The 24,040-nt window shown below is 69.5% G+C and carries 20 protein-coding genes; 5 read left to right on the forward strand and 15 right to left on the reverse strand.

All coding sequences use genetic code 11. The features are described from left to right. Positions 1 to 38: 38 nt before the first annotated feature. The 7 genes from ACFY0U_RS41245 to ACFY0U_RS41275 form a co-directional block, all read right to left on the reverse strand. Complete coding sequence (locus ACFY0U_RS41245) at positions 39 to 1,160, reverse strand: ABC transporter ATP-binding protein (RefSeq protein WP_388645065.1); 1,122 nt, start codon at positions 1,158 to 1,160, stop codon at positions 39 to 41. A 13-nt stretch (positions 1,161 to 1,173) separates the two neighbouring features. Next, positions 1,174 to 2,235, reverse strand: coding sequence for an ABC transporter ATP-binding protein (locus ACFY0U_RS41250; protein ID WP_388645066.1), 1,062 nt, complete (start codon positions 2,233 to 2,235; stop codon positions 1,174 to 1,176). A gap of 10 nt (positions 2,236 to 2,245) precedes the next feature. Then, positions 2,246 to 3,226 carry an ABC transporter permease gene (locus tag ACFY0U_RS41255; protein ID WP_388645067.1) on the reverse strand — a complete coding sequence of 327 codons (981 nt, stop codon included), beginning with the start codon at positions 3,224 to 3,226 and terminating at the stop codon, positions 2,246 to 2,248. A gap of 86 nt (positions 3,227 to 3,312) precedes the next feature. Beyond that, positions 3,313 to 5,121 (reverse strand): ABC transporter substrate-binding protein, encoded by a 1,809-nt coding sequence (locus tag ACFY0U_RS41260; protein ID WP_388645068.1) that lies wholly within the window; start codon positions 5,119 to 5,121, stop codon positions 3,313 to 3,315. Between the two features lie 123 nt (positions 5,122 to 5,244). Further along, entirely contained in the window at positions 5,245 to 6,282 is a 1,038-nt protein-coding gene (locus ACFY0U_RS41265; RefSeq protein ID WP_388645070.1) for an ABC transporter permease, read from the reverse strand. 642 nt (positions 6,283 to 6,924) lie between these two features. After that, positions 6,925 to 8,832: a translational GTPase TypA gene (gene typA, locus ACFY0U_RS41270; protein WP_388645071.1), complete on the reverse strand. Its 1,908-nt coding sequence runs from the start codon at positions 8,830 to 8,832 to the stop codon at positions 6,925 to 6,927. A 173-nt stretch (positions 8,833 to 9,005) separates the two neighbouring features. Next, complete coding sequence (locus tag ACFY0U_RS41275; protein WP_388645072.1) at positions 9,006 to 11,207, reverse strand: ABC transporter family substrate-binding protein; 2,202 nt, start codon at positions 11,205 to 11,207, stop codon at positions 9,006 to 9,008. A 283-nt stretch (positions 11,208 to 11,490) separates the two neighbouring features. Here ACFY0U_RS41275 and ACFY0U_RS41280 point away from each other — a divergent pair, with 283 nt between their 5' ends. From ACFY0U_RS41280 to ACFY0U_RS41295, 4 genes are read left to right on the forward strand one after another with little or no spacing between them, the layout of a single operon-like run. Then, positions 11,491 to 11,781 carry a hypothetical protein gene (locus tag ACFY0U_RS41280; protein WP_266822439.1) on the forward strand — a complete coding sequence of 97 codons (291 nt, stop codon included), beginning with the start codon at positions 11,491 to 11,493 and terminating at the stop codon, positions 11,779 to 11,781. Between the two features lie 19 nt (positions 11,782 to 11,800). After that, positions 11,801 to 12,622, forward strand: coding sequence for a hypothetical protein (locus ACFY0U_RS41285; RefSeq protein ID WP_388645074.1), 822 nt, complete (start codon positions 11,801 to 11,803; stop codon positions 12,620 to 12,622). Positions 12,623 to 12,639: 17 nt separating this feature from the next. After that, positions 12,640 to 14,583 carry a fumarate reductase/succinate dehydrogenase flavoprotein subunit gene (locus ACFY0U_RS41290; protein WP_388645076.1) on the forward strand — a complete coding sequence of 648 codons (1,944 nt, stop codon included), beginning with the start codon at positions 12,640 to 12,642 and terminating at the stop codon, positions 14,581 to 14,583. Beyond that, positions 14,580 to 15,350, forward strand: coding sequence for a succinate dehydrogenase/fumarate reductase iron-sulfur subunit (locus ACFY0U_RS41295; RefSeq protein ID WP_388645077.1), 771 nt, complete (start codon positions 14,580 to 14,582; stop codon positions 15,348 to 15,350). The genes ACFY0U_RS41290 and ACFY0U_RS41295 overlap by 4 nt, the downstream gene beginning before the upstream one ends. On the opposite strand, the gene ACFY0U_RS41300 is transcribed toward ACFY0U_RS41295, so the two are convergent. From ACFY0U_RS41300 to ACFY0U_RS41310, 3 genes are read right to left on the reverse strand one after another with little or no spacing between them, the layout of a single operon-like run. After that, complete coding sequence (locus ACFY0U_RS41300) at positions 15,331 to 15,651, reverse strand: hypothetical protein (RefSeq protein WP_388645078.1); 321 nt, start codon at positions 15,649 to 15,651, stop codon at positions 15,331 to 15,333. The genes ACFY0U_RS41295 and ACFY0U_RS41300 overlap by 20 nt on opposite strands. A 4-nt stretch (positions 15,652 to 15,655) precedes the next feature. Further along, entirely contained in the window at positions 15,656 to 16,645 is a 990-nt protein-coding gene (locus ACFY0U_RS41305) for a phosphotransferase family protein (RefSeq protein ID WP_388645079.1), read from the reverse strand. Between the two features lie 46 nt (positions 16,646 to 16,691). Then, positions 16,692 to 16,895, reverse strand: coding sequence for a hypothetical protein (locus tag ACFY0U_RS41310; protein ID WP_388645081.1), 204 nt, complete (start codon positions 16,893 to 16,895; stop codon positions 16,692 to 16,694). Between the two features lie 237 nt (positions 16,896 to 17,132). On the opposite strand from ACFY0U_RS41310, the gene ACFY0U_RS41315 reads away from it, so the two are divergent. Further along, positions 17,133 to 18,677: a hypothetical protein gene (locus ACFY0U_RS41315; RefSeq protein ID WP_388645083.1), complete on the forward strand. Its 1,545-nt coding sequence runs from the start codon at positions 17,133 to 17,135 to the stop codon at positions 18,675 to 18,677. 32 nt (positions 18,678 to 18,709) lie between these two features. Here the strand turns inward: ACFY0U_RS41315 and ACFY0U_RS41320 are convergent, their stop codons facing one another. From ACFY0U_RS41320 to ACFY0U_RS41340, 5 genes are all read right to left on the reverse strand, one after another. Beyond that, the gene (locus ACFY0U_RS41320) at positions 18,710 to 21,385 is read right to left on the reverse strand and encodes a SpoIIE family protein phosphatase (RefSeq protein WP_388645084.1); all 2,676 of its coding nucleotides are present in this window, start codon (positions 21,383 to 21,385) and stop codon (positions 18,710 to 18,712) included. Between the two features lie 261 nt (positions 21,386 to 21,646). After that, a complete protein-coding gene (locus tag ACFY0U_RS41325; protein WP_388645086.1) occupies positions 21,647 to 22,054 on the reverse strand; it encodes an ATP-binding protein in 408 nt (135 codons plus the stop codon). Positions 22,055 to 22,275: 221 nt separating this feature from the next. After that, positions 22,276 to 22,671 (reverse strand): (deoxy)nucleoside triphosphate pyrophosphohydrolase, encoded by a 396-nt coding sequence (locus tag ACFY0U_RS41330; RefSeq protein WP_388645088.1) that lies wholly within the window; start codon positions 22,669 to 22,671, stop codon positions 22,276 to 22,278. A gap of 21 nt (positions 22,672 to 22,692) precedes the next feature. Next, entirely contained in the window at positions 22,693 to 22,887 is a 195-nt protein-coding gene (locus ACFY0U_RS41335) for an SPOR domain-containing protein (RefSeq protein ID WP_171143006.1), read from the reverse strand. Positions 22,888 to 23,196: 309 nt separating this feature from the next. Next, positions 23,197 to 23,949 (reverse strand): GntR family transcriptional regulator, encoded by a 753-nt coding sequence (locus ACFY0U_RS41340; protein WP_388645090.1) that lies wholly within the window; start codon positions 23,947 to 23,949, stop codon positions 23,197 to 23,199. Positions 23,950 to 24,040: the final 91 nt, after the last annotated feature.

Raw genomic sequence — 24,040 nt, forward strand, 5'->3', positions numbered from 1 at the left:
GCACCCGCAGCCGACACACAACAGCCCCCGGCAACCGATCAGTCGCCCAGGTCCTCCTCCAGCGCAGCCAACGCAGGGTCCAGCACGATGTCCTCGTCCCGCCCCTCGATCGTCGGATCCTCCGGAAAGTGGCAAGCCGTCAGATGCCCCTCCCGGTTCCCGGAGATCTGCACCAACGGCGGCTCCTCGGCCGCGCACTTGTCCTGCGCCTTCCAGCACCGCGTACGGAACCGGCACCCCGACGGCGGCGAGATCGGCGACGGCACATCGCCCGCCAGCCGGATCCGCTCACGGTCGGGCGCACTCTCGTCCGACAGGTTCACCTCGGGCACCGCGGACAGCAGGGCATGGGTGTAGGGGTGGCGAGGCCGGGTGTAGATGGACTCCCGGTCGCCGACCTCGATGATCTTGCCGAGGTACATGACCGCCACACGCTGCGAGAAGTGCCGTACGACGGCGAGGTCGTGGGCGATGAACAGGAACGCGATGCCCAGTTCCTGCCGCACCTGCTGCAGCAGGTTCACCACCTGCGCCTGGATGGAGACGTCGAGCGCCGACACCGGCTCGTCGGCGACGATCAGCTTCGGCTCCAGGGCCAACGCCCGGGCCACACCGATGCGTTGCCGCTGGCCGCCGGAGAACTCGTGCGGGAAGCGGTTGTAGTGCTCGGGGTTGAGACCGACGATCTCCAGGAGCTCGCGGACCCGCTTCTCACGGCCGCCCTCCGGTTCGATCCCGTTGATCTCCATGGGCCCCGAGATGATCTTGCCCACCGTCTGCCGCGGGTTCAGCGAGGAGTACGGGTCCTGGAAGATCATCTGGATCTCGGAGCGGATCGGCGCCAGTTCCCTGCGGGACGCGTGCGTGATGTCCTTGCCGCGGTACGAGATGCTGCCGGCCGTCGGCTCCATGAGCCGGGTGATCAGCCGGCCCGTGGTCGACTTGCCGCAGCCCGACTCGCCGACCAGGCCGAAGCTCTCGCCGACGTTCACGGTCAGGTCGATGCCGTCGACGGCCTGCACGGCGCCGACCGTGCGGCGGATCGGGAAGCCGCCCTTGACGGGGAAGTGCTTGGTGAGCCCCTCCACGACCAGCAAGGGGTCGCCGGCCGAGTCGGTGGTCGCCTCACGCGGGGCGGGAAGGACCAGGTCCTCTTTCATGACGTGTGTCCTCCTAGCCCAGGCTGGGCTTGATCTCCTCGATGAAAATGGTCCGCTTCTGCTCCGCCGTCAGATGACACGCCGAGGCGCGGTCCGGGGCCAGCAGAGGGCGTTCGTCGACGCAGCGGGTGCCGCCGACCCGGCCCTGGAAGGTGCAGCGCGGGTGGAAGCGGCAGCCGGACGGCGGGTTGAGCAGCGAGGGCGGGGCGCCCGGGATCGGCGCGAGCGGGGCGCCGAGGTCGGAGTCGATGCGCGGCATCGAGTTCAACAGGCCCCAGGTGTACGGGTGTTGCGGTGAGCGCAGCACCTCGTTCGTCGTACCGCGCTCGATGGCGCCGCCCGCGTACATCACCATGATGTCGTCGGCCATGTCGGCGATGACACCGAGGTCATGGGTGATGAAGATGATCGCCGAGCCGAACTCCTGCTGGAGGTCCTTCAGCAGGTCCAGGATCTGCGCCTGGACCGTCACGTCCAGCGCGGTGGTCGGCTCGTCCGCGATCAGCAGGTCCGGGTCGCACACCAGCGCCATCGCGATCATCGCGCGCTGGCGCATACCGCCGGAGAACTGGTGCGGGTAGTCCTTCGCCCGCTCCTTGGGGTTGGGGATGCCGACCTTGCCGAGCATCTCCACCGCACGCTCCCAGGCCACCTTCTTGGAGGCACCGGTGTGCTTCATGAAGGGCTCGGCGATCTGCCGGCCCACCGTGTAGTACGGCGAGAGCGCGGTCAGCGGGTCCTGGAAGATCATGGCGACCTTGTTGCCGCGCAGCTTCTCCAGCTCGGACTCGCGCGCGGTGGTCAACTCCCGCCCCTCCAGCAGGATCTCGCCCTCGACGGTGGTGAACTTCGGGTTGTGCAGCCCCAGGATGGTCAGGTTGGTCACGGACTTGCCGGAGCCCGACTCACCGACGATGCCCAGCGTCTTGCCGCGCTCCAGGTCGAAGGAGAGACCGTCGACGGCCCGGACGACGCCGTCCTCGGTTCGGAAGCTGACGTGCAGGTCCCGCACCGAGAGGAAGGCGCCCGCGTCGGACGGGACGGGTGCCCCGGCCTCCTTGGTCAGAGTGGTCACGACAGAGCTCCTAGGACAGCCGCACGCGCGGGTCGATGAGGGCGTAGCAGGCGTCTACGACGATGTTGCACAGCAGGATCACGGCGGCGGAGAACAGCATCACGCCCAGCAGCAGCGGCAGATCGCTGAACTGCACCGACTCCACCGCGAGCCGCCCGAGGCCGGGCAGGCCGAAGGTGTACTCGGTGATGATCGCGCCGCCGAGCAGCGAGCTGAGGTCGATGCCGATGATGGTGACGATGGGGATGAGGGAGCCGCGCCAGGCGTACCGGAAGAAGACATAGCGGCTGCTCATGCCCTTGGCGCGGGCGGTGCGGACGTGCTCCTCCTGGAGCTGTTCGATCATCGCGGAGCGTGCCATACGGGTGTACTGCGCGGCGAAGATCGTCGACAGGACGACCCAGGGGATCATCAACCCGGTGAACCAGGCGGCCGGATTGTCGGTCAGGGCGGTGTACTTGGGCTCGTCGAAGGCGTGTGTCTGGTACACGAGGATGGCGAGCGCCAGCGGGCCCAGGAAGTAGATCTGCATCGAACTGAGCACCATGGAGCCCGCGGTGAACGACTTGTCCACGAGTGTGCCGCGCTTCCAGGCGGCGAGCAGTCCGGTGCCGAGGCCGACGAACAGGAAGACGATCGTGGCGCCGAACGCCAGCGAGAGCGTGAGCGGCAGCCGGTCCAGCAGGGTCGACCAGACGGATTCGTTGGTGTGGTACGAGTACCCGAAGCACGGGGCGGGGCAAGGACCTTGGACGAAGTCGTCGCGGCCGGCCACGAGTCCCGACAGGAAGATCCAGAACTGCTCCGGGATCGACTTGTCGAGCCCGAGCGTCTGGTGGATGTTCGCCAGGGCATCGGGTGTGCACGTCTTGCCGCACATCAGCAGCGCCGGGTCACGGGGCATACCGAAGAAGAGCAGGAAGGCGACCACGGTCAGCAGGACCAGGATCACGAGTGAGCCGAGGATCCGGCGGAAGAGGAAGCGCAGCATCTCAGTGGCAGCTTTCGGGCTTCAGACCTGGGCGGCGCGGTGCGTCCCGGCACGGGACGGGACGCACCTGACGCCGCTTGGACGGGTTACTTCACGTACAGCCTGCGCGGGTCGACGCCGCCGATGACGTCGTCGTACACAATGCCGCCGATCTTGGACCCGGCGATCTGGGTCTGCTTGTAGTACGCCGTCGGGATGTTGGAGACGACGTCCTTCACGATGTACTCGTTGATCTTGTTCCAGGCCTCGGCCGCCTTGACCGGGTCGGTGAGGGCGGCGGCCGCGTCGATGTCGGCGTTCACCTTCGGGTCGTTGATGTGCGAGTAGTTGGACGCGCCGTCCTGGATCTGGCGGCCGTCGTACAGCGGCGGGATCACGGTGGACGCGCTCGGCCAGTCGGCACCCCACGCGGTGTGGTAGATGTCGTAGTTGTTCTTGACCTTGCTGACCTGGTCGTAGTACGTCTCGGCCGGGATCTCCTGGCGCTGGACGTCGAAGCCGGCCTTCTCCAGGCCCGCCGCCATGGCGGTGGAGTACTGCTGGCCCTCGGGGGTGTTGATGTAGCCGAAGGTCAGCTTCAGTCCGACCTTGTCGGCCTTCTCCAGGAGCTGCTTGGCCTTGGCCGGGTCACCCGCGGGCTTGGCCTTCTTGCCGAAGGGGTCGAACTTCGGGTCGTAGCCGGTCACGGTCGGGCTGATGAGACCGCCGGCGACCTCCATCGCGTCGGTGCCGCCGAAGGCACGCACGAACGGCGTGATGGGCAGCGCGTAGGCGATGGCCTCGCGGACCTCCTTCGACTGCATCTCCGGCTGGGACAGGTTGATGTTCATCTGGCCCACGTACGGCTGGTAGCCGGAGACCGTGCGGGACTTCAGCGCGGCGTCGTTGAGGACCTTGGTCAGGTTGCCCGCGTCGACCTGGTTGGTGAAGCTGACCGCGGTCGCGTTCGCGCCCGAGTCGTCGAGGATCGCCTTGGTGGAGTCCTCGAACTGCTTGTTGAACTCGAAGTTGAACTGGTCGACGTACTGGTGGCGGATCGCGTCGGTCTTCGGGTCCCAGTTGGTGTTCTTGACCAGCGTCATCGACTTGCCGGACTTGAACTCGGAGATCTTGTACGGGCCCGCGGTCATCGGGGCCTTGTCGTACTTCTCCTTGGTGTCCTTCTCCGCCGACACGATGGAGTAGCCCGCCATGGCGAGCGCGTACGGCAGGTCGGGCTTGGCCGTCTCGAACTTGAAGACGATCGTCTTGTCGTCGGGCGTCTCAAGGACGCTGTCCGGCAGGTGCTTGCCCTTGTACGGACCGTCCGGGAGCAGCTTGCGGTACTCCGCGCCCGGGGTGTTGGCCATCCACTGCTGGATGAACGTCGGGCCGTTGGAGACGAACGGGGCGAAGAGCCGCTCGAAGGTCTGGCGCACGTCCTTGGCGGTGATCGCGGAGCCGTCGGCCCACTTGATCCCGTCCTTGAGCGTGAACTTCCAGGTCTTGCCGCCGTCCGTGGTCGTACCGCTGTCGGTGGCCAGGTCGCCGACGACCTCGTGCTTCTGGCCGTCGTCGCTGGTCGCCTTGTAGCTGGTCAGACCGCGGTGTATCAGCTGCGAGAGGGCCATCTCGTCCGAGACGTAGATCTGTCCGGGGTCGAGGTGCGCGAAGCTGTCGCGCTGGAGCACCGTGATCGTGCCGCCCGCCTTGGCGCCGGGCACCTCGGCGGCCGGGCCGGTCGAGGCCTTCGCGTCGCCGAAGGTGATGCCGGACTGCTGCCGCTCGGCGTTCTCCTTGTCCTGCTTGTCGTTGTCGTTGCCTTTGCTGCCACCCTCGCTGCAGCCGGTGAGCACGAGAGCCCCCGCCGCGAGCAGTGAGAGCGCGGCGTACGCGCGGCGTCCACCCTTACCCATCACTCAGATTCCACCCATCTTGTGTCACCGGTGCCACTGTCACCAGGTGCGATTTGAAGTGCGGACCGGCGCCAGAGGTGCCATCCGGTCGGTGTCGGGCGAGGATTGCCCACAACTAGGCGGTCAGCGCGCCGTCTTGGGATCGAAGGCGTCCCTGACCGAGTCCCCGAGCAGGTTGAACGCCACGATGAAGATGATCATCGAGATGCCCGGGAAGAACATGTAGGTGATGTCGTTCTGCATCACGAGTTCGGTCGACGCCTTGGAGAACATCTGTCCCCAGTCCGGCGTCGGTTCGACGATTCCCACGCCGAGGAAGGACAGTCCGGCCTCGGCGGTCACGAAGTTGGGGAGCATGTACGTCGACTGCACCAGGATCGGTGTGACCACGTTGGGCAGGATCTCCCGGCGGATGATGCGTGCCGGAGACGCCCCGCTGACCTTGGCGGCTTCGATGAACTCCCGTTCTCGCAGGGCGAGTGTGGTGCCGCGCAGGATGCGCCCCAGACTCATCCAGCCCAGGAACCACTGCACCGTGATCAGGGCGACGACCCGGACGTACACCGGGGTCTCGTCGCGCGGGCTGACGAACAGCGAGACCACGACCGGCATGCTCGCGATGAAGAACAGCTGGGCCGGGAAGGCGAGGAGGAAGTCGATGACCCGGCTGATCCAGTAGTCCGTCCGGCCGCCGAGATAGCCGGCCGCGACCCCGAGGAGGATGCCGGTCAGCACCGTCGCGACGGTGACCGCGAGCGAGATCATCAGGGAGTTGCGGATGCCGTAGATCAGCTTGGTGAAGACGTCGTAGCCGTTGCCGGGCTCCAGTCCGAACCAGAACTCGCCGCTGATGCCGCCGTTGGGCTGGATCGGCACACCGGCGCTGTCGAACAGCTCGGGGCGCTCGTCCGCGAACACCGTGTACGGGTCCTTGCCGTACAGCTTGGAGATCAGCGGGGCCGCGAGGCCGACCACGAAGAAGAAGATCACGACGTACGCCGAGATCACTCCGGTGCGGTCGCGCTTGAAGCGGATCCACATCAACTGGCCCGGAGAGCGGCCTTCGAGCTGCTTGGCCTCCTCCGGTTTCGTCTTCGGCGCTTTCTCGCCGTCGACGACGACCGATGTACCGCCGCCCTCGATGTCGATAGGACTTGTCACAGTTCGCCCATTTCACAGGTGTGGGTGTGCCGAACCGGCGACCCGCGCGAGAAGTGCGCGATCGCGGTTCGGATCATGAAGAAGCGTCAGCGGCGACGCACGGCCCACGGGAGAACCCGCAGCCGGACGCGCGTAGTGGTAAGGGCGTGGCCCTTCAGAGCCGATCGCCGCGCGCCGGGGCGCAGTTGCCGACGACTGCTGACGCTGTGACCCACCAGGTGCTTGTGACACCGCGCATGGGACTCCTCCTCATGACTCCACGTGTTCACCAACAGGAGGGGGTTCACGTCTTTCCTCCGACACCCCTGACGGAGGGTCAGACACCCCCTGGTGCTCGAGAGTCGGCGCCGTCCCCACGGCGCGAGACCCATTGACCCGAGCGCTACGCGGCTAACTATCTGCCATGAGCCAACCGGCGACCACTGTCTTTAAATCTCGATTCAGTCACAGCTGGCGCGTACATCTTCCGAAATTTGGACAAACCGTCTGGCGGGATAAGGCCGCGAAACGGACGTGTTACATGGGTATCGGGCGTGGATCTCCGCATTACGGACATCGCCGCCGGGAAACCGACTGAAAATGAGTTGCAAAAAGCCCGGGCACCCCCAAGATGGGGGCACCCGGGCCTCAAGCGACCGATTGTCAGCCGTGCTTGGCGCGGCTCGCGGCGCGGGCGCGCTCACGGGCGTCCAGGTTCACCTTGCGGATGCGAACCGCCTCCGGGGTGACCTCCACGCACTCGTCGTCGCGGCAGAACTCCAGGGACTGCTCCAGGGAGAGCTTGCGCGGCGGCACGATCGCCTCGAACGAGTCGGCCGAGGACGACCGCATGTTCGTGAGCTTCTTCTCCTTGGTGATGTTCACGTCCATGTCGTCGGAGCGCGAGTTCTCGCCGACGATCATGCCCTCGTACACCTCGGTGCCGGGGTCGGTGAACAGCACACCGCGCTCCTGGAGGTTCGTCATCGCGAAGGCGGTGACGGCACCGGCGCGGTCGGCGACCAGCGAACCGTTGTTACGGGTCTGGAGGTTGCCGAACCAGGGCTCGAAGCCCTCGTGGATGGAGTGGCCGATACCCGTACCGCGGGTCTGGGTCAGGAACTCGGTCCGGAACCCGATGAGACCGCGCGACGGCACGACGAACTCCATGCGGACCCAGCCCGAGCCGTGGTTGGACATGTTGTCCATGCGGCCCTTGCGGACGCCCATGAGCTGCGTGACCGCGCCCATGTGCTCCTCGGGGACGTCGATCGTCATGCGCTCGACGGGCTCGTACGTCTTGCCGTCGACCTGCTTGGTGACGACCTGGGGCTTGCCGATGGTCAGCTCGAAGCCCTCGCGGCGCATCTGCTCGACCAGGATGGCGAGCGCCAGCTCACCACGGCCCTGGACCTCCCAGGCGTCGGGACGCTCGGTGTCGAGGACCCGCAGCGAGACGTTACCGATCAGCTCGCGGTCGAGGCGGTCCTTGACCTGGCGCGCGGTGACCTTGCGGTCCTTGACGGCCGCCTTCGCGTCGGCGCCCTTGCCGGTGCCGCCACGGCCGACCAGCGGTGAGGTGTTGGTGCCGATGGTCATGGAGATCGCGGGCTCGTCGACCGTGATCAGCGGGAGCGGGATCGGGTTCTCGGGGTCGGCGAGGGTCTCGCCGATCATGATGTCCGCGATACCGGCGACGGCACAGATGTCACCGGGCCCCGCCACCTCGGCGGGCTTGCGGGTGAGCGCCTCGGTCATCAGCAGCTCGGTGATGCGGACGTTGGACATGCTGCCGTCGCGCTTGATCCACGTGACGGTCTGGCCCTTGCGCAGCTCGCCCTGCTCGACGCGGAGCAGCGCGATACGGCCGAGGAAGTTGTCGGCGTCCAGGTTGGTGACGTGGGCCTGGAGCGGGGCGTCCTCGTCGTAGGTCGGGGCCGGGATGTGCTGGAGGATCGTGGAGAAGAACGGCTCCAGGCTGTTGGAGTCCGCGGGGACCGTGCCGTTCTCCGGCTTGGTCAGCGAGGCGATGCCGTCACGACCGCAGGCGTACACGATCGGGAACTCGATCTGCTCCTCGTCCGCGTCCAGGTCGAGGAAGAGGTCGTAGGTCTCGTTGACGACCTCGTCGATCCGGGAGTCCGGGCGGTCCGTCTTGTTGATGCACAGGATGACGGGCAGGCGCTGCTGGAGCGCCTTGCGCAGCACGAAGCGGGTCTGCGGCAGCGGGCCCTCGGAGGCGTCCACGAGCAGCACCACGCCGTCCACCATGGACAGACCGCGCTCGACCTCACCGCCGAAGTCGGCGTGGCCGGGGGTGTCGATGATGTTGATGGTGATGACGTCCCCCCCGTCCTTCGGGTGGTACTTCACCGCCGTGTTCTTGGCCAGGATCGTGATGCCCTTCTCACGCTCCAGGTCGTTCGAGTCCATCATGCGGTCGTCGACGCCTTCGAGCTGGTGAGCGGCGAAGGCGCCGGCCTGCTTCAGCATGCCGTCGACGATGGTGGTCTTGCCGTGGTCGACGTGGGCGACGATGGCGACATTGCGGATGTCGTGGCGCGTGGCCATATTGCGGCGTACTCCCGGAGTCTTAGGAAGGGGCGTCGCGTACGTCTGGTGTTACGCGGACCCTGCCGGGCTGTACATGCCACGGCCTCACCCCATGGTACGTGGCGTTGACGGTGACAGCCTCCGCAGGGGGTTCGGGCCCCTGCGGAGGCTGCCTCGAAGGCCCGGGATCCTCACTGGTCTCCGGTGGGGCTCGCCTTCGGTGCCGCGCCCTTCTTCAGGAAGCCCATGTCCTCGTAGATCGGCGTCTGGAAGCCGAAGGCGCCCGCGTTCACCACGTTCTTCCGCGCCGCCGTCAGCTGGGGTCGCTGGTACAGGGGGATGGAGCCCGCCGCCGCCCAGATGCGGGAGTCGGCCTTGCGGATCAGGCCCCGGCTCTTGCTCTCGTCCAGGGTGGCCACCGCCTGGTCGAAGAGCTGGTCCACCTGGTCGGTGCCGACCCGTGTGTAGTTCTGCTCGACGTTCAGGGAGCCGTCGGCCGCCGGTACCGGCTTGGCGTAGATCGGGCGGCCGTCGGTGGCGGGGAAGGCGGAGGCGGGCCAGGAGTACAGCGCGAGGTCGTACTGGCCCGACGCGATGTGGTCCTTGAAGTAGCTCTCGTCCTCGACCTGGGAGATCTCGGTGCGGATACCGACCTTCCCCAGCATCCCCGAGATCCGGTCGGCCACCGTCCGCAGGGTCTGCGAACCCGGGCCCGACGGCAGCACGAAGCGGAGCGTGAGCGGCTTGCCGTCCTTGGCCAGCACGCCCGCCGCGGTGCCCGCCGGCGCGGCGGTGCCCCGCGGGGCGTACGCGCCCGGCGCCCCGCCCTGCTGGAGCTTGTTCGTGTACTGCTTGCCGTCCTGCGCGAGGTGCTCGGACCCCTCGCCGCCCTTCTTCTCCCGGTCGGCCTCGCGGCGCGCCTTGTCGTCCTCGCCGACGATGTACGTGTCGTCGTCGCCGTCCTGCGGCTTCTCGCCGGCCTTCTCGCCCTCGGCCCCGGCCGCCTTCTCCCCCTTCTTCTTCTCCTCCTTGACCGGACCGCCCCGCACCCATCCGGCGTCCGCGAGGAGCGCCTGCGCCTCCGCGGTGTCCTGGCCGCCGAGCGCACCGCTGTTGTCGGCGTAGGCGGCCTGGCCGGAGAGCGCGAGGTGGCTGCCGACCGGTTCGGCGGGCAGGCCCAGCGGGGTGAGGACCGCCGAGGCGAGGGCCTCCCGGTCCAGGGCGCGGGCCACGGCACGGCGGACCCGCTCGTCGGCGAGGGGGCCGTCGGCGCCGTTGAGGGCGAGCTGGGTGTAGGCGGGCTCCAGGGAGCGGCGCACCTCGAAGCCGCGCAGCGCCTGCTGCTGACGGGCGTACTCCGTGACCGCCTGCCGCTGCTTCTCGCGGGCGCTGATCTCGTCGTCGGCGGCGTCCTCGTCGGAGCCGTTGGCGACGGCCCAGGAGCGCAGGGAGTCGGCGGCGCTGAGGTCGCTGCCGGGGCCCATGAGCGGGGTGCTGCCCGTGCCGCGCTTGGGACCTGCGGCGACGGTGATCCGCTTGACCGACTCGGGGTCGATCTCGGCCAGGTCGAGCTTGTCCTCGGCCAGCGCGGCGGCGCGTTCGTCGCGGGGCACGGCCCGCAGCACGATCTCGTCCAGCTTGGCGGGGTGGCCCCACCAGCGCGGGTTGCGGTCGAGGGTGACCTCCTCGCCCTTGCGGTCGACCTTCTTCAGCCGGTACGGGCCCGCGCTGACCTTGAGCTTCTTGCGCGCCCCGTCGTTGAAGGAGTCCGGGGTGCCCATGACGTCCTTCGGGTACAGCGGCGAGAACAGCGACTTCCAGTCGGCGTACGGCCGCTCGAAGGTGACCTTGACCTCCAGGTCGTTCTTCCCGCGCTCGATCCGCTCGATGCGGTCGTAGCCGGCGTTGCGGGCCGTCCAGTACGCGGTGTCCTTGCCGGACAGGGCACGCCACTGCGCGGCGAAGTCGGCGGCGCCGATCTCCCGGCCGTCGCTCCACACCGCCTGCTGGTTGAGCTTGTACAGCACGACCTGCTTGGGCTCGGTGTCGACGACCTCGGCCTTCTCCAGGTAGTCGGCGTTGACCTGCGGACGCCCGTTCACGTCGAGCCGGTACATCGAGGGCAGCACGGCCTGCGCGACCCGGGTGGTGGTGCCGTCGGCGTCCGCCTGGAACGTGTTCAGCGTCTCCGGCACCGAGTCCACGGCCCAGCGCAGGGTGCCGCCCTCGGCGACCAGCGCGCGGGCGGCGGGGGCCACGTCCTGCTCGGCGAGCGGCTTGCCGGCCGGGTCCTCGGAGCTACAGCCGGCGAGCGCGGGCACGACGAGCGCCCCCGCGGTGAGGAAGGCGACCGAGCGCATCACTGCACGCAGTCCGACGCCGTCGTGGGACATGCCGCGTACCTCCGGGGGTGTGCCGCCGGTTTGGATCACGTTTGGCGGTATATGGAGCTGATCAGATGTATGCGGCCACTGAAGAGGAAAGGGTTCGGCGCGGGGCGGCGACACGGCGAAGGCGGCGCCGAAGGCCACCCATGCGGCGCAATCCAGGGCGTACAGGGGGCGCGCACCGAGGCTCACGATCCGCCAATCCGTGCACGTCCCTTCACACCGGCCGGTGTGACGCGCAACACTCGCAGGCGCACATGAACGTTGCCGCCCCAAGTGAGGTCACGTCATGGCCCTGCACGACGAACTGGCATCGGCACAGCGCTGTCTCGACGAGCTGCTCCGGTATGTGAAACGCCTGGAACAGCAGTTGGGCAGCGGTGGTCTCGAGATGCGCCGCGTCCGAATGGACGCCGACCGGCTCCGCGAGAGCCTCGCACTGCTGAGGGACGCCGACCCGGCGCTCGCGAAAGCCAAGCGTCCCGACCTGGTCTCCATCCCCGACACCCCGTACGACAACACCCTGTGGACGGACTCGGACGACGAGGGACTCGGCGCCCGCGACCGCCACGCCCCCTGAACCCGACCGGAGTCCTGCGTTGGCCACTGGTACGGAACCCCATCCGAACAGCGGCGGTGTACGAACGGGTACACGCGCCGCGATCGACGCCCCGCATCTGCGGACCGACCGCTGGTGGCTGGCCCCCGCCGCCACCGCCGCCGGGCTGCTCGTCTTCGTCGTGTGGTCGACGTGGCGGGCCTTCGTCGACACGGACTACTACGCGGCGCCCTATGTCTCGCCGCTCTACTCACCCTGTCTGGCGGAACGCTGCGAGCCCATGCACGCCGGGCCCAACTGGGAGATCTTCGGCAGCTGGTGGGCCCTGTCGCCGGCGATCCTCATCCTGATCTTCCCGCTCGGCTTCCGTCTGACCTGCTACTACTACCGCAAGGCCTACTACCGGGGCTTCTGGGCGTCCCCACCGGCCTGCGCGGTGGCCGAGCCGCACAAGAAGTACACCGGCGAGACCCGCTTCCCGCTGATCCTCCAGAACGTCCACCGGTACTTCTTCTACGCCGCGGTCCTGGTCGCCGGCGTCCTGACCTACGACACCGTGCTCGCCTTCCGCGACGAGCACTACGAGTGGGGCCACATGGGTCTGGGCACCCTCGTGTTCCTGGTCAACATCGTGCTGATCTGGGCGTACACCATCTCCTGCCACTCCTGCCGGCACATCGTCGGCGGCCAGCTCAAGCACTTCTCCAAACACCCGGTGCGCTACCGGATGTGGCGGTGGGTGGGGAAGCTGAACGCCCATCACATGCTGCTGGCCTGGACGTCGTTGGCGAGCGTCACCCTCGCCGACGTCTACGTCTATCTCGTCGCGTCCGGTGTCTTCGACGATCCGAGGTTCTTTTAAATGGATGGGGCGTTCTGATGTCCGTGGTCGACCGCCAGGAGTGGGACGTCGTCGTGGTGGGCGCCGGGGGCGCGGGCCTCCGCGCCGCCATCGAGGCCCGCGAGCGCGGCGCCCGTACGGCCGTGATCTGCAAGTCGCTGTTCGGCAAGGCGCACACGGTGATGGCCGAGGGCGGCATCGCGGCGGCGATGGCCAACGCCAACGAGCACGACAGCTGGCAGGTCCACTTCCGCGACACCATGCGCGGCGGCAAGTTCCTCAACCAGTGGCGGATGGCCGAACTGCACGCGCAGGAGGCCCCGGACCGGGTGTGGGAGCTGGAGACCTGGGGTGCCCTGTTCGACCGCACCAAGGACGGCCGGATTTCCCAGCGCAACTTCGGCGGCCACGAGTACCCGCGCCTCGCCCATGTCGGCGACCGCACGGGCCTCGAACTCATCCGGACCCTCCAGCAGAAGATCGTCTCGCTCCAGCAGCAGGACAAGAAGGAGACCGGCGACTACGAGTCCCGGCTGAAGATCTTCCAGGAGTGCACGGTCACCCGCGTCCTCAAGGACGGAAGCCGGGTCTCCGGGGTCTTCGCCTACGAGCGTGAGTCCGGCCGCTTCTTCGTCCTGGAAGCCCCGTCCGTGGTCATCGCGACGGGCGGCATCGGCAAGTCCTTCAAGGTGACGTCGAACTCGTGGGAGTACACCGGCGACGGTCACGCACTGGCGCTGCTGGCGGGCGCGCCCCTGCTGAACATGGAGTTCGTGCAGTTCCACCCGACGGGCATGGTCTGGCCGCCGTCGGTGAAGGGCATCCTCGTCACGGAGTCCGTCCGCGGCGACGGCGGGGTGCTGCGCAACTCCGAGGGCAAGCGGTTCATGTTCGACTACGTCCCGGACGTCTTCAAGGAGAAGTACGCCGAGTCGGAGGCCGAGGGCGACCGCTGGTACGAGGACCCGGACAACAACCGCCGTCCCCCCGAGCTCCTGCCCCGCGACGAGGTGGCCCGCGCCATCAACTCCGAGGTGAAGGCGGGCCGCGGCTCCCCGCACGGCGGGGTCTTCCTCGACGTTTCGACGCGGATGCCCGCCGAGGTCATCAAGCGCCGACTGCCGTCCATGTACCACCAGTTCAAGGAGCTGGCGGACGTCGACATCACCGCGGAGGCGATGGAGGTCGGGCCCACCTGTCACTACGTGATGGGCGGCATCGCGGTCGAGTCCGACACGGCCGCCGCGCGCGGGGTGCCGGGGCTGTACGCGGCCGGCGAGGTCGCGGGCGGGATGCACGGCTCGAACCGGCTCGGCGGCAACTCCCTGTCCGATCTGCTGGTGTTCGGCCGCAGGGCGGGTCTGCACGCGGCCGAGTACGCGGCGGCCCTGGCCTTCGAGCGCCCCGCGGTGGACGAGATCCAGGTCGACGAGGCGGCCGCGGAGGCACTGCGCCCCTACTCGGCGGAGTACCCGGAGACCGGCGCACAGGACGCGCGTCCGCCGGAGAACCCGTACACCCTGCACCAGGAGCTCCAGCAGGCCATGAACGACCTCGTCGGCATCATCCGCCGCGAGCCCGAGATGAAGCAGGCCCTGGAGAAGCTGGCCGAGTTGCGGGTACGGGCCCGGCGGGCCGGCGTCGAGGGCCACCGCCAGTTCAACCCGGGCTGGCATCTCGCCCTGGACCTCAGGAACATGCTGCTGGTCAGCGAGTGTGTGGCGCGGGCCGCGCTGGAGCGCACCGAGTCGCGCGGCGGCCACACCCGCGAGGACCATCCGACGATGGACCGCAAGTGGCGCCGGCTCAACCTGCTGTGCCGGCTCACCGATCCCACCGGCGGACTGGCGGCCACGGACCCGGTGCGCGGCCAGATCGAGCTCACCCGTGAGACCACCGACCCCATCCGTTCCGACCTGCTCGCCCTCTTCGACAAGGAGGAGCTGGTCAAGTACCTCGCCGAAGAGGAGCTGTACGAGTGAGCAGCTACAAGGCCCGCTTCAAGGTGTGGCGCGGCGATGTGAAGGGCGGCGGCCTGAAGGACTTCGCGGTCGAGGTCAACGACGGCGAGGTGGTCCTGGACATCATCCACCGCCTCCAGGCCACCCAGGCCCCCGACCTCGCGGTCCGCTGGAACTGCAAGGCGGGCAAGTGCGGTTCGTGTTCGGCGGAGATCAACGGCCGGCCGCGGCTGCTGTGCATGACCCGGATGTCGGTCTTCACCCGGGAGGAGACGATCACCGTCACTCCCCTGCGCGCCTTCCCGGTGGTCCGGGACCTGGTCACGGACGTCGGCTTCAACTACGAGAAGGCGCGCGAGGTCCCGTCGTTCGTGCCGCCGGCGGATCTGGGTCCCGGCGAGTACCGGATGATGCAGGAGGACGTGGACCGCTCGCAGGAGTTCCGCAAGTGCATCGAGTGCTTCCTGTGCCAGGACACCTGCCATGTGGTCCGTGACCACGAGGAGAACAAACCGGCGTTCGCCGGTCCCCGCTTCCTGATGCGGGTCGCCGAGCTGGACATGCATCCGCTGGACGCGGCGGAGGAGAGCGGCCTGGACCGCAAGAAGACGGCCCAGGACGAACACGGGCTCGGCTACTGCAACATCACCAAGTGCTGCACGGAGGTCTGCCCCGAGGGCATCAAGATCACGGACAACGCGCTGATCCCGCTGAAGGAGCGGGCGGTGGACCGCAAGTACGACCCGCTGGTGTGGCTGGGGTCGAAGATCAGGAGGAGGTCCTCGTAGCTCCGGCGTCCGCCGGGAACTGGGCCCGGCGCTGCACGTACAGGCCGAGCGCGGCCACCGCCATGCCGGCCACCGCGAACGGGAAGAAGCCGGGGTGGCGCGACTCGTCGAGCGGCCCCAGGAAGAGGAACGCGCCCGTCCCGGCCTGGTTCAGCAGCGTGCCGTATCCCCACACCCTGGGCCGGAGTATCTTCGCGCTCCCCCGCCCCGGGAGCAGCCATCCCTTGGTGACGGCGGCCGTACCGATCGCCAGGCCTGCCGTGATCACCACGGCACCCACGATCCCCAGCACCTCGTTCATACGATCATGCTTCCACGAGCTCCAGCACGCGCAAGAGATTTGACTCGGCGATGGCCCGCATGAAACCAGGGTTTGGGAAGTCGCCGTCCAGGAGCCGGAGCGGGCCCGAGACCAGGGACAGGTGCATGGCGAGCCGGTAGAGGCGCAGCCGGTCCTCGTCCAGACCGGGGACGCGCAGGGCGTCGTAGCGCGGCCCGAAGCGGATCCGCAGGAAGACGTGCTCCCACTCCACGTCGAAGTACATGAGGCCTTCGATGTCGATGAGGGCGGGTCGGCCGTCGGTGTCCAGCAGGACGTGGTCGGGGCCGAGTTCGCCGTGGATCAGGGTGTGGCGGGAGCGCGGGCGGACGGCGGCTGAGAGCTCCCCGATCCTGGCGGTCAGCCGGTCCGCCACGGCGGCGATCCGCGCGTCCCGTGCGGCGGTGGCGGCGATGTCGCGCAGCGCGCCCTCGGTGACCCGCTCCGCGCAGGAACCCGCCGCCGAGGCACCGCCGTTGTCGACGACCACGACCTTCCCGAAGTCCCGGCCCTCGTGCGCGTGCAGCAGCGCGAGTTCATCGGCCAGCCGGTCCAGGGAGGCGCGCCCCGCGACCGGGTCCCGCTCCAGGGCCTCCTCCAGGCTGCCGCCCGTGAGGTCCTCCATGATCGCCACGTCGGCGGGGACGTGGGTGTGCGTGGCGTCGGCGTGCAGCAGGCGAGGGGTGCGGACACCGGCCGCGACGAGGCGGTCGTGCGCGGCCGTGAACACGTCGAGACTCGAGCCCGCAGAGAAGGGGTCGCTCAGGTCGGAGGGGCCGGAGTCCCAGTAGTCCTCGTCGGCCGACCAGACGTAGGCGATCCCCGTGGTTCCGTCGTCGAGGGCGAGCCGGTAGACGCCCTTCTTGGAGCCTCCGTGCAGCCGGGTCGCGGCGGCCAGCGTGCGATGGGGGCCCAGGGCGGTGCGGGCGAGCGGTGCGAGGTCGTCGTGCGTGAGGAACTTCCGGGTCGTGGTCATCCGGCAGATCGTGGCAGCCGTGCGGGGCGGACCGCCTCCGCTTTTCTCAGCGCACCCGGTCGCGGATGCCGGTCGTCCTCAGGCGTGCGGCGAGTGCGGTGACGTCCTTGTCGGTCTTACGGCCGTCGACCCAGGCGTGGCCGAGCCAGATCGCGTCGCGGTCGCGGGTGCGGGTGCCGTCCGCGGGGTCGCCGGTGTAGTTGACGCGTAGCGCTATCGCCGCGGCGAGGGTGGGGAGCAGGAGGGTCATCGCCAGGGCGAGGGCGATGCGCTTGAGCCATCGTTTCCAGCCCGCACCGCCCTTGCCACCGGGTGCGGTGTGGCCCCTGCGAGGGTTCCTCGGCCTCGGCGACCGTGGGTCCGTTCTCGTCGCCGGTCCCTGCCGTCCCGCTCATCCCCGCGTCCCCTAGCTCCCGACCGTGCCCCGTGCCCCACCCCTGCCCCACCCCGGTCGCGCCGTCGCATTCCTGCTCATACGCTCCGAAATGTGACGTCATCCTTGTTCCGGGGCCGGCCGCGGCGCGCCACCTCGCACATATCCGTGCGGGTGGCGCACACCCTGCTGGGCGGGCTGGCCGGGGTGGTGTGGCTGGTGCTGCCGGGGATGACGTTCGACGACGGTGCCGCGGTTGCGGGGGCCCGGGCGGGGACCGTGCAGCGGGTGGAGGCTCAGGAGGACGGATCCTCGGCCGCCGACCTCGTCCTTCCCCTCTTCGTGGTGGGTGCCGCGGGTGCGGTCGCGGGATACACCTACCTACGGCGTACGCGGCGGGCCCGGACCCGCACCACTCCCGGCGGCGCCCTCGTGGCGCCATGGACGCCGTCCGCCGGTGAACTCGACGCACAGGCGAAGGCGTTGCTCGTCACGGCCGACGACTGCGTCCGCACCAGCCGTGCGCAACTCGGCTTCGTCGAGGCACGGTTCGGGGAGAGCGCCGTGGCGCCCTGTACGGCGGCGCTGCGGGACGCGGAGGGCGAGCTGGCCGCCGCCTTCCGGATGCGGCAGCAGTACGACGACGGCATACCGGAGGAGCCCGCGGCCCGGCGGCACGCGCTCGCCGGGGTCGTCGGACGGTGCGAGGAGGCCGGACGGCGGCTGGACGCGGAGGCCGCCGGGTTCGACCGGCTGCGGGCGCTGGAGAAGGGCCTGGACGAGGCGCTGGAGGTGGCCGAGGGCCGCTTCCGGGCGCTGGCCGGCCGCACCGGGACCGTCGAGGCGCTCCTCGCCGACTGGCACGAGCGGTACACCCCCTCCGCCACCGCCGCCGTCACCGGCCACACCGAACAGGCCAAGGACCGCCTGGTGTTCGCCACCGTCCGTCTCAACCAGGCCCGCCAGTGCGCCGACCGCGCGGAGACCGAGAAGGCCACCCTGCACCTGCGCGCCGCCGAGGGCGCGATCGCCCAGGCCGCCGTCTTCCTGGACGGCGTCGAACGGCTCGGCGCGGCACTGAAGACCGCCGAGGCCCTGGTGCCCGCGGCACTGACCGGCGCGGAGTCGGAACTCGCACGGGCCCGGGAACGGCCGGCCGACGCACCCACCGGTGAGCTGCGGGCCCGGATCCTGCATGCCGACGCCGCCCTGGCCGCCGTACGGGACGAACGGACCACCGGACCGTACGACCCCCTCGCCGCCCTGCGCCGGATCGTACGGTCGCTCGCACCACTGACGGCGGAGCCGACGGCCGGGGTGCTGGGAGCCGCCGCCCTGCTGGTCGGCCGTACCGCGACATCCGCCGCGGACGATGTCGTCACGACCCATCGGGGCGCGGTGGGCGCGACGGCCCGCACCCGGCTGGCGCAGGCGGCACGACTGCTCACCGAGGACCCGACAGCCGCGGACGCCTACGCCGGCGAGGCACGCGACCTGGCCGAGCAGGACGTACGGATGCACGGCAATCCGGCGACGGAACACGAGAGCGGGGTGGCGGGGGCGATCCTGGGCGGGGTACTGCTGGACGCCGAAACACCCACCACCTTCGGCGGCCCACGCACCCGAGCCCGAGGGACGGGCGCGAACGCGCCCTCTTAGGGGCCCGCGAACCCCCAACCCAATAGGCGAACTCAGAACAGACTGAGCAACGCCTCCGCAGGGTCCGTCAACCCCGTCTCCCCATCCGGCAACGGCAGTTCGAACCACACGGTCTTACCGAGAGGCGTCCTACGAGAGCCCCAAGCCGCGCTCAGGAGCCCGACCAGCTGCAACCCCCGCCCACCCTCGTCCGTGTCCCGCGCCCGCCGCCGCCGCGGCTGCACCAAGCCGGAGTCCCAGACCTCGCACACCAGGGTCCGGTCCAGCAGCAACCGCAGCCTGATCTCACCCTCGCCGTACCGCAGAGCGTTCGTCACCAGCTCGCTGACCAGCAGCTCCGTCGTGTCGACCAGCGGCTCCAGGTCCCACGACAGCAGCTGCCCTCGGGCGTGCTCCCGCGCCCGCCCCACACTCCGCGGCTCGCGCGGCAGCGTCCAGTCGCCCACGGAGTCCGCGGGCAGACCCTGGACACGTGCCATCAGCAGGGCGATGTCGTCCTCGCCGTGGTGGGAGTCGAGGGTGTTGAGGACGTGGTCGCAGACGTCCTCCAGCGGCCGGGTGGGGTCCGTCAGCGCGCCCACGAAGGCCTGGAGCCCCTCGTCGAGGGGGTGATCGCGGCTTTCGACCAGTCCATCCGTGTAGAGCGCCAACAGGGCGCCTTCGGGGAGTTCGACCTCGACCTCCTCAAAGGGCTCGCCCCCGACGCCGAGCGGCATGCCCGGCGGCACGTCGAGCATGAGGGCCGCCTCGCCGGGCTCCACGAGGACCGGCGGCAGATGGCCCGCGTTGGCGAAGGTGCAGCGGCGGGTCACCGAGTCGTAGACCGCGTACACACAGGTCGCCAGGTACACCTCGGACAGGTCCGCCTCACGGGGCCTGCGGGCCGCGCGGGTGGCCTGCTGGACCCCGCCCGGCGCACCGAGGCCGCGCGCGATCTCGTCCAACGCGCTCAGCACTTCGGCCGGTTCGAGGTCCAGCAACGCCAGTGTCCGTACGGCGGAGCGCAGTTCGCCCATCGCCACCGCCGCGCGTAGACCCCGGCCCATCACGTCGCCGACCACCAACGCCGTACGGTGCCCGGGCAGTTCGATGACGTCGAACCAGTCGCCGCCGACCTCGCTGGGCCGGTCGGAGGAGGAGTTGCCCGGCAGATAGCGGCAGGCGATGTCGAGACCGGAGGCGACCGGGTCGCCCGGGGGCAGCAGGGACCGCTGGAGTATCAACGCCCGCTCGTGCTCACGCCGGTACAGCCGGGCGTTGTCGATACAGACGGCCGCCCGTGCCGCCAGTTCCACCGCCAGATCCCGGTCCCGGTCCCCGAACGGCTCGCTGCCCTTCGTACGGGCGAACTGCGCCAGTCCTACGACGGTGTCGTGGGCGACCATCGGCACGGCGAGCGTGGACTGCACCAGGCCGCCCTCCTCGGCCGGGATGTGCTGCGGGCGGGCGGTGCGCAGGGCGTCCGCGCAGGGCGAGTTGAAGGGGAAGTGGTGGACGGCGCCGACCGCGACGGGCGGGCCCGAGCTGATGAAGGGGGCGTCGGAGACCGCGCTGGCGAAGGCGACGCGGCGCAGTTCCGCGCTGCCGTCGGCGAGCCCCGGCGGGGTCTCGTCGCCCGCCAGGAGGCCTTGGTAGAGGTCGACCGTGGCCAGGTCGCAGAAGCCGGGGACGACGACGTCCAGGAGCTCGCGGGCCGTGGTCTCCAGGTCGAGGGAGTTGCCTATCCGGGCGCCGGCCTCGTTCAGAAGGGCGAGATTGCGCCGTGCCGCGGCCGCTTCCCGGGCCGCGTCGCGGCGGGCCGTGATGTCGGTTCCGAGCCAGGCGATGCCGATGGGGCGGCCGGAGCCGCTGTGCACCCGGTAGAGGTTGATCGACCAGTGCCGGCGCTCGTCGGAGCCGGGCACGAAGCCCGTGACGTGCATGTCCGTGATGGAGTTGCCGGTCTCCAGGACCCGCCGGAGCGTGGCGACGACCCGCTCGGCCTCGGGGCGGGGCAGATAGTGGTGGACCCCCTTGCCGCGGTGCTCGTCCGGAGTGCCGCCGAACACCGAGGCGAACCGCTCGTTGACGCGGCGGACCCGCAGGTCGAGGTCGATCAGGATGAAGCCGAAGGGAGATTGACCGAAAATCGACTGCGAGGCGGCGAGGTCGGTCTCGATGCTGCGCAGCGTGCGGACGTCCACGACGATGCAGACGGCGGCCCGCTCGCCCTCTTCGGTCTGCGTCGGCATGACATAGACCTCGGCGAGCCCTTCCCCGCCCGGCTCCCGGGCGGCCGACTCCGGCACCCGGAAGGGCACCACACCGGTCCACTCGCGGCCGTCCAGGATCTCGGCCATCTTGCGCTGGCCGATCTCGCGCTGGTCGGGATCGATGAACGCCTCGATGGGGTCCATGCCCACGGCCTGCTCTGCGGGGATCCCGAAGAGCTGTTCGGCGCGCAGACTCCACTGGTCCACGAGGCCGTCGGGGCCGATGGAGAAGGAGGCGACCTTGATGTAGTCGTAGATGGAGCCGGGCGGACTGCTCTGCCACATCGCGTCGCCCCCGAGGGCGCCAGCGGCTCCGCCGGGTTCACCGGCGGATTCCAGGCCTGTTCCGCCCGCGGCACCACGCGTCACGTCCGCCGCGGTGTCACCCGCGGCCTCCGACCTCGCGCCGTCCGACGGGTCCTCGGACTCCGTGGCCTTCGCTGGTATCTCGCTCACGCGAACCGTCCCCTCCAGCTCACCGCGTCCGGCACCGGTCACCGGCAGCGGCTGCCCGCAGTATCCAGCACTACGGCGCCGCACAACACGGTGTTCACGATCACAGCACGGTCCCAGCGTTTTTTGGACCGCACCGCGACAACACTTCCAGTCTTCTAACCAGCCAACACACTGTCGAATCACGTACTCCGGCAACCGCCAGTGGCCTGAACCAGTCGCTGGACAGCGCGGGCGGGGTCGTACAGCCCGGACGAACCCGGTTCATCCCGGGACCGCGAGCTCGAACCACACCGTCTTGCCCGCCTCGCCTGGTCTGGTGCCCCAGCGGCGCGAGGAGTGGGCGACCAGTTGGAGGCCCCGGCCGCTCTCGTCCTCGGGGTGGGCGATCCGCTCCCGCGGCGGGTCCGGAAGCGGGTCGGAGACCTCGACCAGCAGGACGTCACCGAGGCCGGTGGGGCGGACGAGGCGGACGCCGATCGGGCCGGTGGCGTGCCGCAGCGCGTTGGTCACCAGCTCGCTGACCAGCAGGGTCGTGATGTCGGCCACGCTGTCGAGGTCCCAGTCGCGCAGTCGGCCGCGGACGGCGACGCGGGCGGCGCGTACGGCGCCGGGGTCCGCGGGGAAGGTCCAGTCGGCGCAGTCGCCTTCGGTGTCGATCACGCCGATCACTTCCCAGGCACACCCATGTCCGGTTTCGTGGGGTTAATGGGCACATACCCGATATCCGGGGCGTGGTACCGCGCGGGAGGGCGCGTTGTGGTGCGAACGGCGTAGCTGGGGGCGCCTATGGGGTTGGGGGGGTTCGGTTGTGTGGCGTCTGCGGGCACATCGTGGCTTGTCGCGCCCCGCGGCGGAGCCGCTGATGTCACAGCCCCGCGCCCCTGAGGTAGCTACAGTTCCCCGGCGATTTTCCGGACCGCTTCCACATCCTGGTCCAGCCACGGCACGTCCCAGAGCTCGGCCCGCGTCAGCCAGCGCAGTTCGTCGTGGTCCTGTAGGGGCTTGGGTTCCGGTGAATCCGGGAGCAGGTGGGACGTCCAGACCTGGAGAACATAGGGCGGCTTCAAGGGCCACTCACCCGGGATCCGCTCCCCCACTTCCACCTCTACGCCGAGCTCCTCGCGCAGCTCGCGGGCCAGGGCCGCCTGTGGGGTTTCGCCTGGTTCGACCTTGCCGCCCGGCAGTTCCCAGCGGCCGGCCAGGTCGGGGGGTGCGCTGCGGCGGGCGGCCAGGAGGCGGCCGGTGTCGAGGAGGGCGGCTCCGACCACCACGGTCCGTTCGGTCATGGACCGGAGCCTACTTGTGGGTCAGTTCGCCGTCGCGCTGCTGCCGTTCTGGCCGATGCGTTCGACCCAGTACAGCTGCTTGTGGCCGCGGTTGTCGAGGCTGTCCGCGATCTTCTGGGCCTCGGCGCGGGTGGCGTAGCGGCCCACGCGGTAGCGATTGCCGTTGTCGTCCTGTCGTATGACGAGCCAGGGAAGAGTGATCGTGCCGTCGTTCATCGCCCCCCACCGCCCCTTCCCGCTCGCGGCTGTCGCCGTACCCCGCCCGCTAAGGAAACCGCAATCCGCATATGCCCGAGCCTACGCCTAACCTTTACGCAGCGGATACGGATTCTCACAAAGAGGTACGCAACCAGCCAGAACACAGGGGGCGTGCGGCGTCGAACGCGCCGTGTGCCTGCGTGAACGCATCCGGTCAGAGCGATGTGCGCATGCCCGGGGCCACCTGCGAGAACGGCCAGATTCCAACGCCGCTCGCATAGGCCCCGGTTGGACGGGTACTGGTGGCAACTGCCGTACCGGCGTGCGCTACTTCACCGGAAGGTGGTACGCGACCCGGTAGCGGTCGGCCGGAATGACCACGTCGGCCGTCTCCACGGGACGGCCGGAGGCGTAGAACGTGCGGTGGACGACCACGACGACATGGCCGGGGACACCGCCCAGCGCGAGGAGTTCCTCGGCGAGACCGGGGCGGGCGCCGACCTCCTCGGTGACGTTGTCCACGATCACGTCGATGGCCGCCATGCGCTCGACGACGCCCATGCCGCCGAGCGGGCCCTCCTCGGGCAGCATCACGGGGGTGCGGCCGGTGACGGCGAGGGGTTCCCAGGAGGTGGAGAGCATCATCGGCTCGCCGTTGTCCCGGTAGACGTACTTGGTGCACATCACGCGGTCTCCGGGCCGGATGCCGAGCCGCTCCGCGACGGCGACGCTCGCCTCGGTCTGCGCGCTCCTCGACTCCCAGGTGCCGCGCGACTCGCCGTCGGCCTGCTCCTGGCGGAAGGGGGTGGCCCCGCCGTCCGGACGGAAGCCGGAGCGGGCGACCCGGCGGGGCACCGGGCGCTCGCGCACATAGGTCCCGGAGCCGGAGCGGCCCTCGACCAGCCCCTCGGCCATCAGCACCTTGCGCGCCTCCAGGGCGACGGTGTCCGAGACGCCGTACTCCTCGCGGATTCTGGCCTGGGAGGGCAGTCGGGTGTGCGGTGGCAGCGAACCGTCGGCGATCTTCTTGCGGAGATCGCCCGCGACGCGCAGATACGCCGGCTGCTCACCGAATGTCACTGGCCGCTCCCATCAGGTTGTACAGACAGCAACAGCGTGGCAACCGTGGGTTCCGCCATGCAAGCAAAGGCCAGAGAATCACTCGATGTAG

The sequence above is a fragment of the Streptomyces sp. NPDC001536 genome (assembly GCF_042894505.1).
Taxonomy (GTDB): Bacteria; Actinomycetota; Actinomycetes; order Streptomycetales; family Streptomycetaceae; genus Streptomyces.